A 13,270-nucleotide genomic window follows, 5' to 3' on the forward strand; every position below is an offset into this window, starting at 1 on the left:
GACGTTTAGCGCGCGGATGCTTGACGATAAAAAGGGGTGCAAATGATTTGCTGATAAGCGAAAGTTTGATGCCAAAGAGATTTCCCTCTACAAATTAACTTTTGGAAGGTGGGTTATGTATGGCTGATAAACAGGCAATCAAGAAAATCATTGCAGGCGTGGTAACGGTAGCGATACTCGCGGTAGTAGGCTATGGCGCAAGCTTAAGCAGTAAACAGGTAGGCGGTGAAGCCACCAAAGCAAGCGGCGAAGGATTAATCCCGATCAAAACCTGGTCGCAGACGGCCTGCAGCTCCACGCCTTGGGTTGTGGCCGATCAGAAAGGCTTTTTTAAAGAAGAGGGCCTGCAAATTGTGTATACCGGCGATACCCAGCCCGGTCAGCAAATCCCGTCGGTGCTTAACGGCAACAACGATGTGGGCAGTGTTCATCCCAACGGCTTGGCTGTGGCCATTGCCGCCGGAGCCAATATTAAAGGGGTAGTGAAGGCCGGGATTGATCCGCTGCCCGAACAGGACCCGAAGCTGCGGCACATGAACTGGTATGTCAATCCCCAGGAGCATCCTGACATTAAGTCTTTTGCCGATCTGAACAAAATTGCCGGTAAAATCAAGTTTTCCATTATTACAAATAATCAGTGCTCTGATTTTCTGGCCAACACGATTGCTGACAGACAGGGGGTCGGACGGGATAAAATAGAATGGGTGACCATGCCTGATATTCAGGCTGTGCAGGCCCTGAAAAAAGGTTTAGTTACCGTATCCGGGGTTCATCCGCCTTTTTATAAATCAATGGAGGATGCCGGTATGGTGAAGATTGCCGATAGTCTGGACGCCGGGCTGGGCCAGGGCGGCGGGATTGGTTATTACTATTTCACCACCGACTATATTCAAAAAAATCCTGAAATTATCACGAAGTTTTCTCAAGCAATTATTAAAGCGCAAAAATGGGCGAATGAAAATCCGGAAGAAGCCAGAAAGCTGACAGAAGACTGGATTAAGGTGCCGGTAAATGCAGTCCACTATTATGCGGCCGATACGACGATAAGCGCCGACCTGGTTACTCCCTGGATTGCAGATCTGGAAAAAGCAGGGGTTATTCCCAAAGGCAAAGTAACAGCAGCTGATTTGGTGATTTCTGAAAATGTTAATAGCCAAAAAATTCGCTAGACCGGATATTTAGCGCGCGGATGCTTGAAGTGAAAAGGTCTGCAAATGGTGTAGCGTCTGATCTGGTAATTTCAGATCGCGCGAATAGCTGAGTGCGGCATAAATCCAATAAAGGAATTTAAGACAAAAAAGGTTTTTCGGCGAACCGCTCTTATGCTTCCAGCTTTTTTTAGGGGAGACTGAGGGCGGTTAAGTCCTTGGAAAGCAATCATATCCTGCGAAAGGGGTTTAAGTGAAATGTCCATTAATTTTAATCATTCGGAAGCCGCCATCCGGGAAAACAGGCTGGGTTCTGTTACCGGTTACCAGGGAACAATTAAGGGGCTGGTTGCCCAGGTTTCAGCCTGCACTTTAAAAAATAAAGAAAGGTGCTTCAGCCAGGCCAGCGCCTGCAGTTCAGGCTGTGCGCAAAGCTATCTTTCCCGGATTGTTGATGCGGTAATGGTCGTTCATGCCCCGGTGGGCTGCGCGGCCGACAGTGTTTACAGCAATACCCAGAATAAGTGGGGCGAAAAAGTACGCAGCTGGAAGCACCGCAACATTAGTGTGGTAAACACCAACATGGTTGAGGAAGATACGGTGTTCGGGGCGGTCAATAAACTGCGGGAGACCATCAGGGAAGCTTACCGGCGGTTTCATCCCAACGCTATTTTTGTAACTACTTCCTGTGTTTCCGGCATTATTGGCGAAGATATTCAAAGTGTGCTGGATGAACTGCAGGAAGAACTGCCCATTCCCCTGGCGCCGGTATTTTGCGAAGGGTTTAAGTCGAAAATATGGGCATCAGGTTTTGATGCGGCCTTTCATGCAATATTAACCAAAATTGTAAAGCCGCCGGAACAAAAAACCAATAAAATTAATATGATCAATTTTAGCGGCAGCGCCCGCAATCAAATTGTCGAGACGCTGGCCCGGTTTGACCTTGAACCGGTATTTGTCGCTCCCTACAGTACGATCGACCAGTTGTCAAGAATGTCGGAGGCAGCTGCGACCATCAGTATTTGCGGCACGCTCGGCAGTTATATCGGCAATGGTTTGGAGCAGAAATTCGGCGTTCCCTATGTTAAAACTCTGCAACCGCACGGCATTGCCGGCATGGACAGCTGGCTGCGGGGATTGGGGGCTGCGGTCGGCAAAGAGCGGGCGGTGGAGGAGTATATTACTGAGCAAAAAGCCCTTATTGCCGATGAACTGGCCGAGATCAAGGCAAAGCTTACCGGTTACCGGGCCGTTGTCGGTATGGGACCAAGCTTTGGACATAATTACATCCGTACACTGCAAGAACTGGGCATTGAAGTTGTCTGGGGGGCAACCTGGCATTTTGATCCGCAATACGATAACGGCGAAGCGCCTGCATCTATTGAAAATCTGGCGCAAGCCGAACGCGATATTCCAATGAGTGTGGGCGATCAACAGAATTATGAGCTGCTGAATTTGTTAAATCGTCTCAAACCGGACTTATATGTGGCCCGTCATGGCGGCTCCACAGTCTGGGCGACCAAACTGGGTATTCCCTCGGTGATGGTTGTGGATGAGTATAGCGCCTTTGGCTATCAGGGCTTAATTGATTTTGGCCATCGGTTAAATGATGCAGTAACCAACCGCAGTTTAGCCAGAAATCTGGCAAAGAGAATTAAGCTGCCTTACACTGACTGGTGGATGCAGCAGAACACGTTTGCGTTTTTGGCAGAAGAGGTGGTATAAATGTCGCAGTATATTGAACAAATCAGACATGTTTGCTCGCTGGGCGCATTGCAGTCGGTTCTGGCGATTGACCGCGCAATTCCCATTCTGCATGCCGGACCGGGGTGCGGCCAGAAGCTGTGGGGGGCGCTGGGATTTCAGAATGGCTGCCAGGGCTCTGGTTACGCCGGAGGGCATACCGTTCCTTGTACCAATATTGGCGAGAAGGAAGTTATTTTTGGCGGTGATGAAAGGCTGCGGGGCATTGTCGGCCATTCTCTTAACGTACTTGATGCCGACTTATTTGTCATTCTTACCGGTTGTACTTCCGACATTGTCGGCGACGATGTCGGAGAGGTCGCCCGCCGGTTTCAGGAAAAGGGCAAGCCGGTCATCTACGCTGAAACCGGCGGCTTTAAAGGCACGAATTTATTCGGTCATGAGCTGGTTATCGATTCGATTATTGATCAGTATTTGCGGCCGGCCGACCATCAGGAGAAAGGTTTGGTCAATATCTGGTCGGTTGTGCCGTTTCATGATCCATTTTGGGTGGGAACGTTTAACGCAATTGAACGCCTGGTTGCCGAGCTGGGACTTCGTCCCAACATTATTTTTGGCCCCGGCAAGGGACTGGATGCGCTCAACAAGGTGCCGGCGGCCCAGTTCAATCTGCTTATCTCGCCATGGGTTGGTCTGAAAAACGTACAGCACTTGGAAGAAAAATTCGGCACACCCTATTTACACTACCCCGTTCTGCCGATAGGCCCGACGGAAACAGCCAAATTTCTCCGCACCGTCGGCGCATATGCCGGTCTGGAGGAAAAGCGGCTTGATAAAATCATTGACCGGCATGAGGCCGATTATTATTACTATATCGAACGTTCAGCCGATGTGCTGCTGGAAACCAGGCTCTTACCCCGGCGGTTTATCACCATTGCCGACAGTTTTTACAGTCTGGGCATAGCGAAGTTTTTAATCAATGACCTGGGGCTGCTGCCTGAAACCCAGTATATCACCGACGGGGTGGCCGAAGAATATCAAGCCGGTATCGCTGCGGAGTTCAACAGCTTTGTTGACGGCATTACTGCTAAGGCCGTCTTCACCAGCGATGGCGGCGCGGTGCACGAGGATATACGGAAATTCAAATTTCGCAGCCGGCCACTGATCCTGGGCAGCGCCTGGGACCGGGTGCTGACCGAAGAAGTTAACGGCTATCCGGTATCGGTGTCGATGCCAGTCAGCGACCGGTTGGTGCTCGACCGCTCCTATGTAGGTTATGAAGGCGCTTTGCGGCTGGTAGAGGACATTTATTCCGTCATCCTGGCTGATTTTCAATAAATCGGTCCTGGCAAGACTGCCTTGGGGTTTGGTAAGCAGCCTTGCGTTTAAACGGGGACACAGGGGGAAAACATATTGACAAATCAATGCTATGATATTATGATAAATAACAAGAAAATATAGCTGTGATGTTAGCTGGTCAGATAAACTGAAGGCTAAAGCGCTGTTCCCTGCCGGGGATGCGCTTTGGCCTTTTTCTTATTCAGCTGACAATATGGATGCTGCTTGACTGATCGGCAAACCTGCCGAAGGCAAAGAAAGCTCTTAAGCGGAGCAATCTTTGCTTTTTTGTTTACTTCAGATCAGGCCTGAACCGTTCAGCCGGAGGGGGAAAGATGCAATGAGGATATTTCGCGATGAGATGACGCCCAAGGAGCGAATAACAGCTGTGCTGGCCGGAAAACCGTATGACCGGGTGCCTTGCAGCATTTATATTACCGGCCAGGCCGGAAAAGCCGCCGGAATTTCTCCCTGGGACTGTTATTATTCAGCTGCTAAAATAGCTCAGATTCAAATTGAAGCTCACCGGATTTTTGGGGTGGAAGCTGTCACAAGCGGCCCGGGCCTGCCAGGAATTGCTGAAGCAATCGGCAGTACGGTATACTACCCCGGTCAGGAAAATACGCCATATATTACTGACTTTGCCGTAAAAGCCTATGCAGATATCCACCGTCTTGAGATACCTGATCCGGGGAAAAAGGGACGTTTGCCCATTCATTTAGAGGCTTTGGAAATTTTAGTAGAACGCTTTCATGATACTGTACCGGTGAATAGCAATATTGCCGGCCCCTTTACCACTGCCGCCAATGTCAGGGGTACGGAGAGCTTTTTACGCGATATTTATCGCAATCCGGAATTTGTCCACCAGTTGCTACGCCTTAGCTTAAACAGTACGTTGTCCTATGTTAAGGCCGCAGCCGGAATCGGGGCTAACATAACGATAGCCGATCCGACAGCCTCGTCGACGCTGATTAGTCCCAGTCAGTTTCGTGAATTTGCTTTGCCTTATTTGCAGGAATTGGCGACAGGCATAGCGGAACTGACCGGCAGCGCTCCGTCCTTACATATTTGCGGCAATACCACGAAGATCTGGCCGGATATGGCCCGGAGCGGCGCCGGCATTCTGAGCCTGGATGATACCGTTGATCTGGAGGCGGCTAAGCTCACGGTAGGAAATCAGGTTGCTTTATTGGGCAATGTAAAACCTACGGCCACTATGTATTTGGGTACGCCGGCAGATGTGACGGCGGAGGTTAAGGAATGCCTGCGAAAGGCTCATGATAATCCTAAAGGCTATATTCTGGCGTTAGGCTGCGGCTTACCCCTTGGAGCTCCGGCTGACAATATTCATGCCTTGTTTGCAGCAGCAAGAGAGTTTGGCAAATATCCTATTGATTCTGAAAGACTGAACTGATTTGCGATAGATGATACGGAGGAAAAATCCATGAACAAATTTATTGAAAGACCCCGCTATCTATGTTCGATGGGGGGAGCGGTAGCTACCCTGAAAGCCCTGCCCAGGGCAATTTCCATTATTCATGCAGCCGCCGGCTGCGGCGGGAATTTCGGCAATGCATTAAACGGTGCAACCGGTTATCTGGGCAGCGGCTATTGCGCCGGCCAAGCTTTGCCCAGCTCCAATGTCTATGAAAGGGATATTGTTTTTGGCGGGGAAGAGCGCCTGGAAGAGCAAATCGCCAATACCCTGGAAATCGTTGACGGCGATTTATATTTTGTCGTCACCGGGTGTATGGTTGATATTATCGGCGATGATGCGGTTGCTGTGGCCAGACGGTTCAAAGACAGCAAAAAACCTGTTCTGGCGGTTGAAACCGGCGGCTTTAAGGGCAATTCTTTCAAAGGATATGATCTGGTTCTGGGTAAGTTGTTTACTGACTTTGTGGAAAAACAAGCGGTTAAAGATAAACAGACGGTTAATATATTCGGCCTTGTGCCCATTCAGGATGTGTTTTGGAAAGGCAATTTAAAGCTATTAAAAGACCTGATTCAAAAGCTGGGCTATCAAGCGAATACTTTCTTTGCCGAAGGCGAAACCATTGAAAATTTAAGGCAGGCCGGCGCGGCCGGTTTAAATATTGTGGTATCCGATGTTTATGGGATTGAACCGGCTAAACTATTTGAGGAAACGCATGGCGTGCCCTATATTACGGCTCCGTTGCCAATTGGCCCCGCCAGTACCCAGGACTTTCTGCGGCAGGTGGGTGCAGCGCTTGCGGTTGACAATAAGCTGGTGGAAGCAGTAATTGCCGCCGAAAAACAGCATTATTACGGTTTTGTGGAACGGTTGGGCGATGTGTATAATGATTTGGATCTTCAGCGGTACAGTATAGTGGTGGCTGACGCCAATTACGGACCGGCGTTAACCCGTTTTCTGGCCGACGACTTAGGCTGGCTGCCTGAGCTGGTAGTCATTACCGACGTTCTAACAGACCAGGAGCAGCAGTTGGTGGCTGCCCGGTTTAACGGTTTTGTCTCGGGAATTCAGCCGAAAGTGGTATTTGACACTGACACCAATAATGTTGGCAAGCATTTTACCAAAGTCTGGCCGCGCAACAACAACGCCCGCTATTTCGACTCGTTCAGTCCGGCCTTTGTATTGGGCAGCAGCCTGGACCGGGATTTTGCCGAAAGCCTGAGTGCGCCGCATTTAAGTGTGACCTATCCCATTTCCAACAGGGTGGTGCTGGACCGGGGCTATCTGGGCTTTGACGGCTCGTTGCGATTAATTGAAGATATATTCGGTTTGCTGGTTGGCAGCCGTTAGGGGGAAATATATAATGGATTATATCAGTGAAAAAACGCCGCCGGTGCGCGAGGAACGGTTACGGGCTTGCAATGCCTATGGCGGTTCCTCCGATAAGCTTGTGGAAAAATCGAAAAAGGGCTGCCTCAACGGGATTAAAAGAAAATTCTCGCAGACGCAGGGATGCCAGCTGAATTTAAGCCTGGCAATTATCAATACCATTCGCGATGCGGTGGTGATTGTTCACGGGCCGATCGGCTGCGGCGGCGGCAGCCTGTCCCAGGCCGGCGTCAACAAAGGCTTCAAGCAATTGCGGGACAGCGGCTCCAAGGGGCTGTTATGGGTAAATACCAATCTAGGTGAAAATGAAGTAATCAACGGCGGCGAAGCCAACTTACGGGAGGCTATTCTCTATGCTGAAAAAGAATTTCGCCCCAGTGCTATTGTCATTGTCAATAGCTGCGTTCCGGCAATTATCGGCGATGATGTGGACAGTGTGGTCGAACAGGCGCAGCAGGAAGTATCCGCCCGGATTGTGCCGGTTCATTGTGAAGGATTTAAAACCAAAATCCAGGCCAGCGCGTATGACGCAGTGTATCACGGCATTTTGCGCAATTTGATGGATAACCGTGAACGGGAAGTACGCAGTGAGGAAGATGAACTGGAATTGCTTAAAGAAAAGTACCGCGCCAGCCGGACGGTTAACGTTTTGAATGTTTCTTCCATGAGCCGGATTGATGAATATGAGCTTGTCCGTATTTTAAAGGCACTGGACCTGAATTTAAATATTTTGCCCTGTTACGCTCACCCCGACGATTTTTATCAGGCTACCCAGGCGGCGCTGAATGTCAGTATTTGTGCAACCCATGATGATTATTTTGTTGAGCATTTAAAAGAAAAGCACAATATCCCGTTCATTTTACGGACCATTCCCATCGGCGTTAAGTACACCAATCGCTGGGTAATGGATATTGCCCGGTTTTTTGGCATCGAAGAGGAAGCCCAGCGTTTTATTGATCAGGAAGTCAAGCTGCTGGAAGAGGCATTGGAGCCTTACCGGGAAATCTTTAAAGGCAAAAAGGTGCTGATCGGCGGCGGTGAGATCCGCGTGGTCGCCAATGCCGAACTTTTGACTTATTTAGGTCTTGAGGTGGTCGGGCTAAGAGCTTACCACTATGATCAGTTTGGTGATGAAATGCTGGGCGAGCAGGAAGTTGTGCAGCAGGTTCCGTTTAATGTGGCTACCGGTCAGCCGTTTGAGCAGGCCAATTTAAACGCCAATCTCAAACCTGATCTGTATATGGGGCATGTCGGAACGAATGTCTGGGCCGCCAAGCAGGGCATCCCGGTGCTGCCATTATTTCAGCCAAGTCAGTTGTTTTTGGGCTATACCGGCATCTTTGAGGTGGCGCGCCGTTTAGCGCGGATTTTGCGCAATCCTTCCTTCAACCGGAATCTGGGGGCCAATGTTAAACTGCCATATTTTGAAAGCTGGTATGAAAAAGACGCCTTTTCTTATATCGATGAAGGAAACGCCTGATCAATGAATTTATAACGGGGAGTGGTTTATATGTCTAAAATTGCCAATAGTATAACCGATTTAATTGGCGGCACCCCTTTGCTCAAGCTGAGCAGAGTCAATGAGGCTGGAAAAGCGAATGTTGTTGTTAAGCTGGAATTGTTTAATCCCGGCGGCAGTGTAAAAGACAGGATTGGCTTTAGCATGATCAAGGCGGCTGAGGAACAGGGCTTAATCGGCAAAGATACGGTCCTAATTGAACCAACCAGCGGCAATACCGGAATCGCTTTGGCTTTTATTGCCGCCGCCCGCGGTTACCGGCTGATTTTGACAATGCCTGATACCATGAGTGTTGAACGGCGCAGTTTGCTGAAAGTATATGGCGCGGAACTGGTACTGACGCCAGGGGCCGAAGGAATGAAAGGCGCTGTACGCAAAGCCGAGGAGCTTGCGGCGCAAACCCCTAATTCATTTATTCCCCAGCAGTTTAATAACGCCGCTAATCCGGCAATTCATCGCGCTACCACTGCCGAGGAAATCTGGGAGGATACCAATGGGCAGGTCGATCTTGTCGTTGGCGGAGTTGGAACGGGAGGAACAATTACCGGAATCGGGGAAATTCTTAAAAGCCGCAATCCGGATATTCAGATTGTTGCGGTCGAGCCGTTTAGCTCGCCGGTGCTTTCAGGCGGACAGCCGGGACCGCATAAGATTCAAGGCATTGGCGCCGGGTTTGTTCCTAATGTGCTGAATTTGGCTATTGTTGATGAAATATTTAAAGTGAAAAATGAAGAAGCAGTGGAAACTGCCCAGCGGCTGGCCAGGGAAGAAGGCATTCTGGTTGGCATTTCGTCCGGGGCGGCGGCTTTTGCAGCACTGCAGATCGCCAAGCGTCCTGAAAATGACGGTAAGCTGATTGTGGCTGTATTGCCTGACACCGGCGAACGCTATATCAGTACGGTTTTATTTCAGGATCATTAATTACCGGGGCAGGTTTCATGAACGCTGAGGCCTGAGCATAAAAAAACAGGAGGTTTTTGGTATGGCTAATCATTCATCTGAGGTTTCGGCAGTGCAGGAAAAAGTGAAAATTGTTGCCCGCAATATCCGCCAGACTTACAAGATAAAACAAACTGACGGCAGCGGCTTTACTGAATTTGTGGCGCTCAAGCAATTTGACTTAACCGTAAGACAAGGTGAGTTTCTGGCAATTGTCGGTCCCAGCGGTTGTGGAAAATCTACTTTTTTGGATATGGTCGCCGGGCTGACCAAGCCGAATGCCGGTGAGATTCTGATTGATGGTAAACTCATTACCGGCCCGGCTTTAGACCGGGGTATTGTTATGCAGGGTTATGCTTTATTTCCCTGGCGGACAGTACAGAAGAATGTCGAGTTCGGTCTGGAAATAAAAAAAATTCCCGCCAGGGAACGAAAGGAAATTAGCAGGCGCTACATTGAATTGGTCGGACTGGAAAAATTTGCCGAACGCTACCCGCATGAGTTATCCGGCGGGATGAAACAGCGGGTAGCAATTGCCCGGGCTCTGGCCTATGATCCGGAGGTGCTGTTGATGGATGAACCCTTTGCCGCTCTTGATGCCCAAACCAGGGAAATACTGCAGGAAGAATTGCTGCGAATCTGGGGTAAAACGGATAAGACGGTAATTTTTGTTACTCATGGAATTGATGAAGCTGTATTTTTAGCGGACAGGGTAGCGGTAATGACCGCTAATCCCGGAACACTTAAGGAGATTGTGGAGATCGACCTGCCGCGGCCCCGGGACAACAGTGTGCGTTCTTCGGCGGAATTCGGCTGGTTCAGGCATAAAATATGGGAATTGCTGCAAGGCGAGCAAATTGTGACAAAGCCTCCCGCCACCGGGGGGAACGTTGCCGATCATATTTCTGCTTCAGCCCAGCTCTGATCTCAAAAGGGAAGATATAAGCACATGTTTTTCAGCCAGTATGAAAAAACATGTTTATCCGTCAGCTGAAGTAATTGCATTGCTGCAAAGGAATTTGTAAACTTCCGGCCGAAAATAAAGAGGAGCCGGAGCGATGAAAAATGTTAACAGGCCATTTGGCGGGCGGCAGACCATTTATCATTTATTGGCATTGCTTTACCGCGGGAAATAGCCAGCGGATTGAATATTTTGCAGGAGTCTGCCTTTTGCTGCCGCTACGTACCGGTGGCTGTTGGCAGAGACGGAGAATTTTGCGTGTCCGTCCGGCAAGCAAAAGAATAACGGCGGTGATCCCGCTGTAAACAAGACAGGCACAGCGGGATGTCCGGCAGCTGAGAGCCAAGTTAATTTAAAGGGGATTTGAGTATTCGTATGAAAGTAACACAGGTTTTCTCCGAGTATAGTTTTGACAACAAGCACTCTGGCAATTTATTTACTTATTGTCCGATGTGCAGGACAAAATGTACTGAAAAAACTGAAGGCGGCCAATTGCGGCCGGTATGTCCGAGATGCGGTTTTGTACAGTACAAAAACCCGTCGCCGGCTGTTTCTGTGCTGATTGTCAATAATAAGCAGGTGCTGCTGGGGCAGCGGGCGGCGAAGGCGCTTAAGGGGGGGTTGTGGTGCCTGCCGGGTGGTTTTATTGAGTTTAATGAAGATTTTCTTACTGCCGCCCGGCGTGAGGTCAGGGAGGAAACCGGGCTGGTTGTCTCCATCCGGGGTATTCTTAGTGTAATCACTAATTTTTTACTGCCTGATTTACATACGCTGGTTATTGTATTACTGGCCGAAATAACCGGAGGAGAATTATGTCCTGGCGACGATATTGCGGCTGTAAGCTGGTTTTCTTTGGCCGGGCCGCTGCCGGAAATGGCCTTTCCGGCGGATAAAGGCATTATTGAACATTATGCTGCAACCGGTTTTACCGGTGCGCCGGTGGAGATGAGCACGCCGCCTCCGGCAAAGCGGGCATAACGGGGGTAACCGGGAAAAATAAACAAAAGTCAGCCGTTTTGCTCATTGCTTAATGGCTGATTTTTTCATTTAGTTGCCTGCCAGGCCATGCTGATACGCAAAAGCAATCAATTGCATCCGGTTTTGCAGATGCAGTTTATCCAGGATATTACGCAGATGGTTTTTAACCGTGCTTTCACTGATGTATAATTTTTCACTGATTTCTTTGTTGCCAAGCCCCTGGCTGATTAGCTGCAAGACCTCTTTTTCCCGTTCAGACAGCCTGCTGTCAAACTCAGCTGCTTTTTGCACCGAAAACTCCTGCAGAATTTTGGCCGCCAGTACCCGCGAAATCGGAGCTTCGCCCTGGGCGATACTGAGGATGTAATCCAGCCAGTATTCCGGCTCCATATTTTTGAGCAAATAGCCCTGTGCCCCCCGTTTGATTGCTTCAAAAAAGTCCTGAACATCATCCGAGACGCTGAGAATAATTATTTTAATATGCGGCATGGCGCTTTTAATCAGACGGGTAGCTTCCAGTCCGTCACCGCCTGGCATGCGAATATCCATGAGGATGAGATCAGGCATCAGGGATTTGGCTTTTTCCAGCGCTTCCGCTCCGCTGGTAGCTTCCCCGGCAATTTCAAAGAGGGCGTTGGCGGAGAGAATACTGGCTATTCCTTTGCGTGACAAAAGGTGGTCGTCAACGATGAGTACTTTGATTGTCATACTATCACCTCACTTCTGCTGTCTTGGAGCAGGACAGTTACTGTGGTTCCAGTTCCCGGAACGCTTGTAAGCTTAAGGTCAGCGCCAATTGACTGTATATCCTGTTCTAAAATTTTGTAACCAAACGATGACTTTTTTTGCTGCAGGTTTTCCGCGGCAAATCCTTTGCCGTTATCGGCAATTTCCATTGAAAATCCTTGGTCATTTTCCTTTAAGCTGATACTTACCTGAGTAGCCTCGGCATGCTTACGGATGTTGAATAACAGTTCCTGAAAGATATGAAAAAGCTGCCGGCGTTCGTAAGGACTGAATTTAGCCAGGCTGCTGCAGTTTTTTGTTAATTTTGTTGTTGCGCCGGTCTGCGCTTCGTATTGCTGTAAATGAACTTGTATGGCTGCTGCAAGATCAAAATTATCATTGGGCTGTGTCACTGCCTGCAAGGAAAAAATATGCTGCCGGATTTCGGTATCGGTCAGTTTAATCGCTTCCTGCAATTCTTTAATTGCCGGCAGAAGCTCCTGACGGTTCTGGCAGGCGGCTGCGATTTCGATGGTTTTGACGTTCATAAAGAATAAAGCCTGGGCTATACTGTCGTGCAAATTCCGGGCGATCCGGTAACGCTCCTGCAAAACCGCTGTCTCTCGTTTTTCCTGCTGCAGTTTTCCGTACAGGTTTTCCATCAAGGCAAAAATACCGTGGGAAAACAGCACAAACAGTAAGCCGGTTAAAGCCGCAACCAGAACATTGCCCCATTCCATTGAAACAACGTGCAAAAATTCATGCCTGGCAAATTCAAACAGGCCGATGCATATTGCCGGGACTAAAGCCGCCAGCCATTTCATTCTGGTGATATTCATTCCCTTTCCCCCCTGACAGGTCAAGCTGATTAATCAATATGACTGTAATATTAAATGGGCGATTTGTCAATATTGATGAATTCGCTGAATAGCAGATGAAGCATAGAGAGCGTTTTAACAGTACTTTGAGCCAGCTAAAATAGTACTGTGAGACGATAGACAAAAAGTTGTTAAATATTGATAATAAGAAGCAGAAATTCTATTCAATTGTCGTAAGGTCAGTTTCGTTAAAAATAGCCAATTTGAATCAGGCTGGTTAGGCAGCTCCCCTAAAGGCCAATATTTCTCTGTTTT

11 protein-coding genes are annotated in these 13,270 nt (G+C 48.9%); 9 read left to right on the top strand and 2 right to left on the bottom strand.

The genetic code is table 11. The features are described 5' to 3' along the window. Positions 1–119: 119 nt before the first annotated feature. The 9 genes from BLR06_RS08960 to BLR06_RS09005 all read left to right on the top strand — a co-directional run bounded on the left by BLR06_RS08960 (position 120) and on the right by BLR06_RS09005 (position 11,411). Positions 120–1,169: an ABC transporter substrate-binding protein gene (locus BLR06_RS08960; protein ID WP_092071629.1), complete on the top strand. Its 1,050-nt coding sequence runs from the start codon at positions 120–122 to the stop codon at positions 1,167–1,169. A gap of 237 nt (positions 1,170–1,406) precedes the next feature. Further along, on the top strand, positions 1,407–2,873 hold the full coding sequence (locus BLR06_RS08965; protein WP_092071632.1) for a nitrogenase component 1: 1,467 nt from the start codon (positions 1,407–1,409) through the stop codon (positions 2,871–2,873). Continuing rightward, positions 2,874–4,190 (top strand): nitrogenase component 1, encoded by a 1,317-nt coding sequence (locus tag BLR06_RS08970; protein WP_092071635.1) that lies wholly within the window; start codon positions 2,874–2,876, stop codon positions 4,188–4,190. 340 nt (positions 4,191–4,530) lie between these two features. Beyond that, positions 4,531–5,604 (top strand): uroporphyrinogen decarboxylase family protein, encoded by a 1,074-nt coding sequence (locus BLR06_RS08975; protein WP_092071638.1) that lies wholly within the window; start codon positions 4,531–4,533, stop codon positions 5,602–5,604. A gap of 30 nt (positions 5,605–5,634) precedes the next feature. Continuing rightward, positions 5,635–6,975 (top strand): nitrogenase component 1, encoded by a 1,341-nt coding sequence (locus BLR06_RS08980; protein WP_092071641.1) that lies wholly within the window; start codon positions 5,635–5,637, stop codon positions 6,973–6,975. A gap of 13 nt (positions 6,976–6,988) precedes the next feature. After that, positions 6,989–8,494 carry a nitrogenase component 1 gene (locus BLR06_RS08985; protein WP_092071644.1) on the top strand — a complete coding sequence of 502 codons (1,506 nt, stop codon included), beginning with the start codon at positions 6,989–6,991 and terminating at the stop codon, positions 8,492–8,494. 30 nt (positions 8,495–8,524) lie between these two features. After that, positions 8,525–9,454: a cysteine synthase A gene (cysK, locus tag BLR06_RS08990; RefSeq protein ID WP_092071647.1), complete on the top strand. Its 930-nt coding sequence runs from the start codon at positions 8,525–8,527 to the stop codon at positions 9,452–9,454. Between the two features lie 61 nt (positions 9,455–9,515). Beyond that, entirely contained in the window at positions 9,516–10,397 is an 882-nt protein-coding gene (locus BLR06_RS08995; protein WP_092071650.1) for an ABC transporter ATP-binding protein, read from the top strand. 411 nt (positions 10,398–10,808) lie between these two features. Beyond that, the gene (locus BLR06_RS09005) at positions 10,809–11,411 is read left to right on the top strand and encodes an NUDIX hydrolase (protein WP_092071656.1); all 603 of its coding nucleotides are present in this window, start codon (positions 10,809–10,811) and stop codon (positions 11,409–11,411) included. Positions 11,412–11,480: 69 nt separating this feature from the next. Here the strand turns inward: BLR06_RS09005 and BLR06_RS09010 are convergent, their stop codons facing one another. Together BLR06_RS09010 and BLR06_RS09015 are read right to left on the bottom strand one after the other, a co-directional pair. Continuing rightward, the gene (locus BLR06_RS09010) at positions 11,481–12,119 is read right to left on the bottom strand and encodes a response regulator (RefSeq protein WP_092071659.1); all 639 of its coding nucleotides are present in this window, start codon (positions 12,117–12,119) and stop codon (positions 11,481–11,483) included. Then, positions 12,116–12,976 (bottom strand): sensor histidine kinase, encoded by an 861-nt coding sequence (locus tag BLR06_RS09015; protein ID WP_092071661.1) that lies wholly within the window; start codon positions 12,974–12,976, stop codon positions 12,116–12,118. Before BLR06_RS09015 ends, BLR06_RS09010 begins: the two co-directional genes overlap by 4 nt. Positions 12,977–13,270 lie beyond the last annotated feature (294 nt).

The sequence above is a fragment of the Dendrosporobacter quercicolus genome (assembly GCF_900104455.1).
GTDB classification, from domain to species: domain Bacteria; phylum Bacillota; class Negativicutes; order DSM-1736; family Dendrosporobacteraceae; genus Dendrosporobacter; species Dendrosporobacter quercicolus.

Bases quoted from the DNA above. Each gene is read 5' to 3' on its own strand.
- BLR06_RS08975 (WP_092071638.1), top strand. From the start codon at position 4,531: ATGAGGATATTTCGCGATGAGATGACGCCCAAGGAGCGAATAACAGCT.
- BLR06_RS09005 (WP_092071656.1), top strand. From the start codon at position 10,809: ATGAAAGTAACACAGGTTTTCTCCGAGTATAGTTTTGACAACAAGCAC.
- BLR06_RS08995 (WP_092071650.1), top strand. From the start codon at position 9,516: ATGGCTAATCATTCATCTGAGGTTTCGGCAGTGCAGGAAAAAGTGAAA.
- BLR06_RS09010 (WP_092071659.1), bottom strand. From the start codon at position 12,119: ATGACAATCAAAGTACTCATCGTTGACGACCACCTTTTGTCACGCAAA.
- BLR06_RS08970 (WP_092071635.1), top strand. From the start codon at position 2,874: ATGTCGCAGTATATTGAACAAATCAGACATGTTTGCTCGCTGGGCGCA.
- cysK (WP_092071647.1), top strand. From the start codon at position 8,525: ATGTCTAAAATTGCCAATAGTATAACCGATTTAATTGGCGGCACCCCT.
- BLR06_RS08960 (WP_092071629.1), top strand. From the start codon at position 120: ATGGCTGATAAACAGGCAATCAAGAAAATCATTGCAGGCGTGGTAACG.
- BLR06_RS08980 (WP_092071641.1), top strand. From the start codon at position 5,635: ATGAACAAATTTATTGAAAGACCCCGCTATCTATGTTCGATGGGGGGA.
- BLR06_RS09015 (WP_092071661.1), bottom strand. From the start codon at position 12,976: ATGAATATCACCAGAATGAAATGGCTGGCGGCTTTAGTCCCGGCAATA.
- BLR06_RS08985 (WP_092071644.1), top strand. From the start codon at position 6,989: ATGGATTATATCAGTGAAAAAACGCCGCCGGTGCGCGAGGAACGGTTA.
- BLR06_RS08965 (WP_092071632.1), top strand. From the start codon at position 1,407: ATGTCCATTAATTTTAATCATTCGGAAGCCGCCATCCGGGAAAACAGG.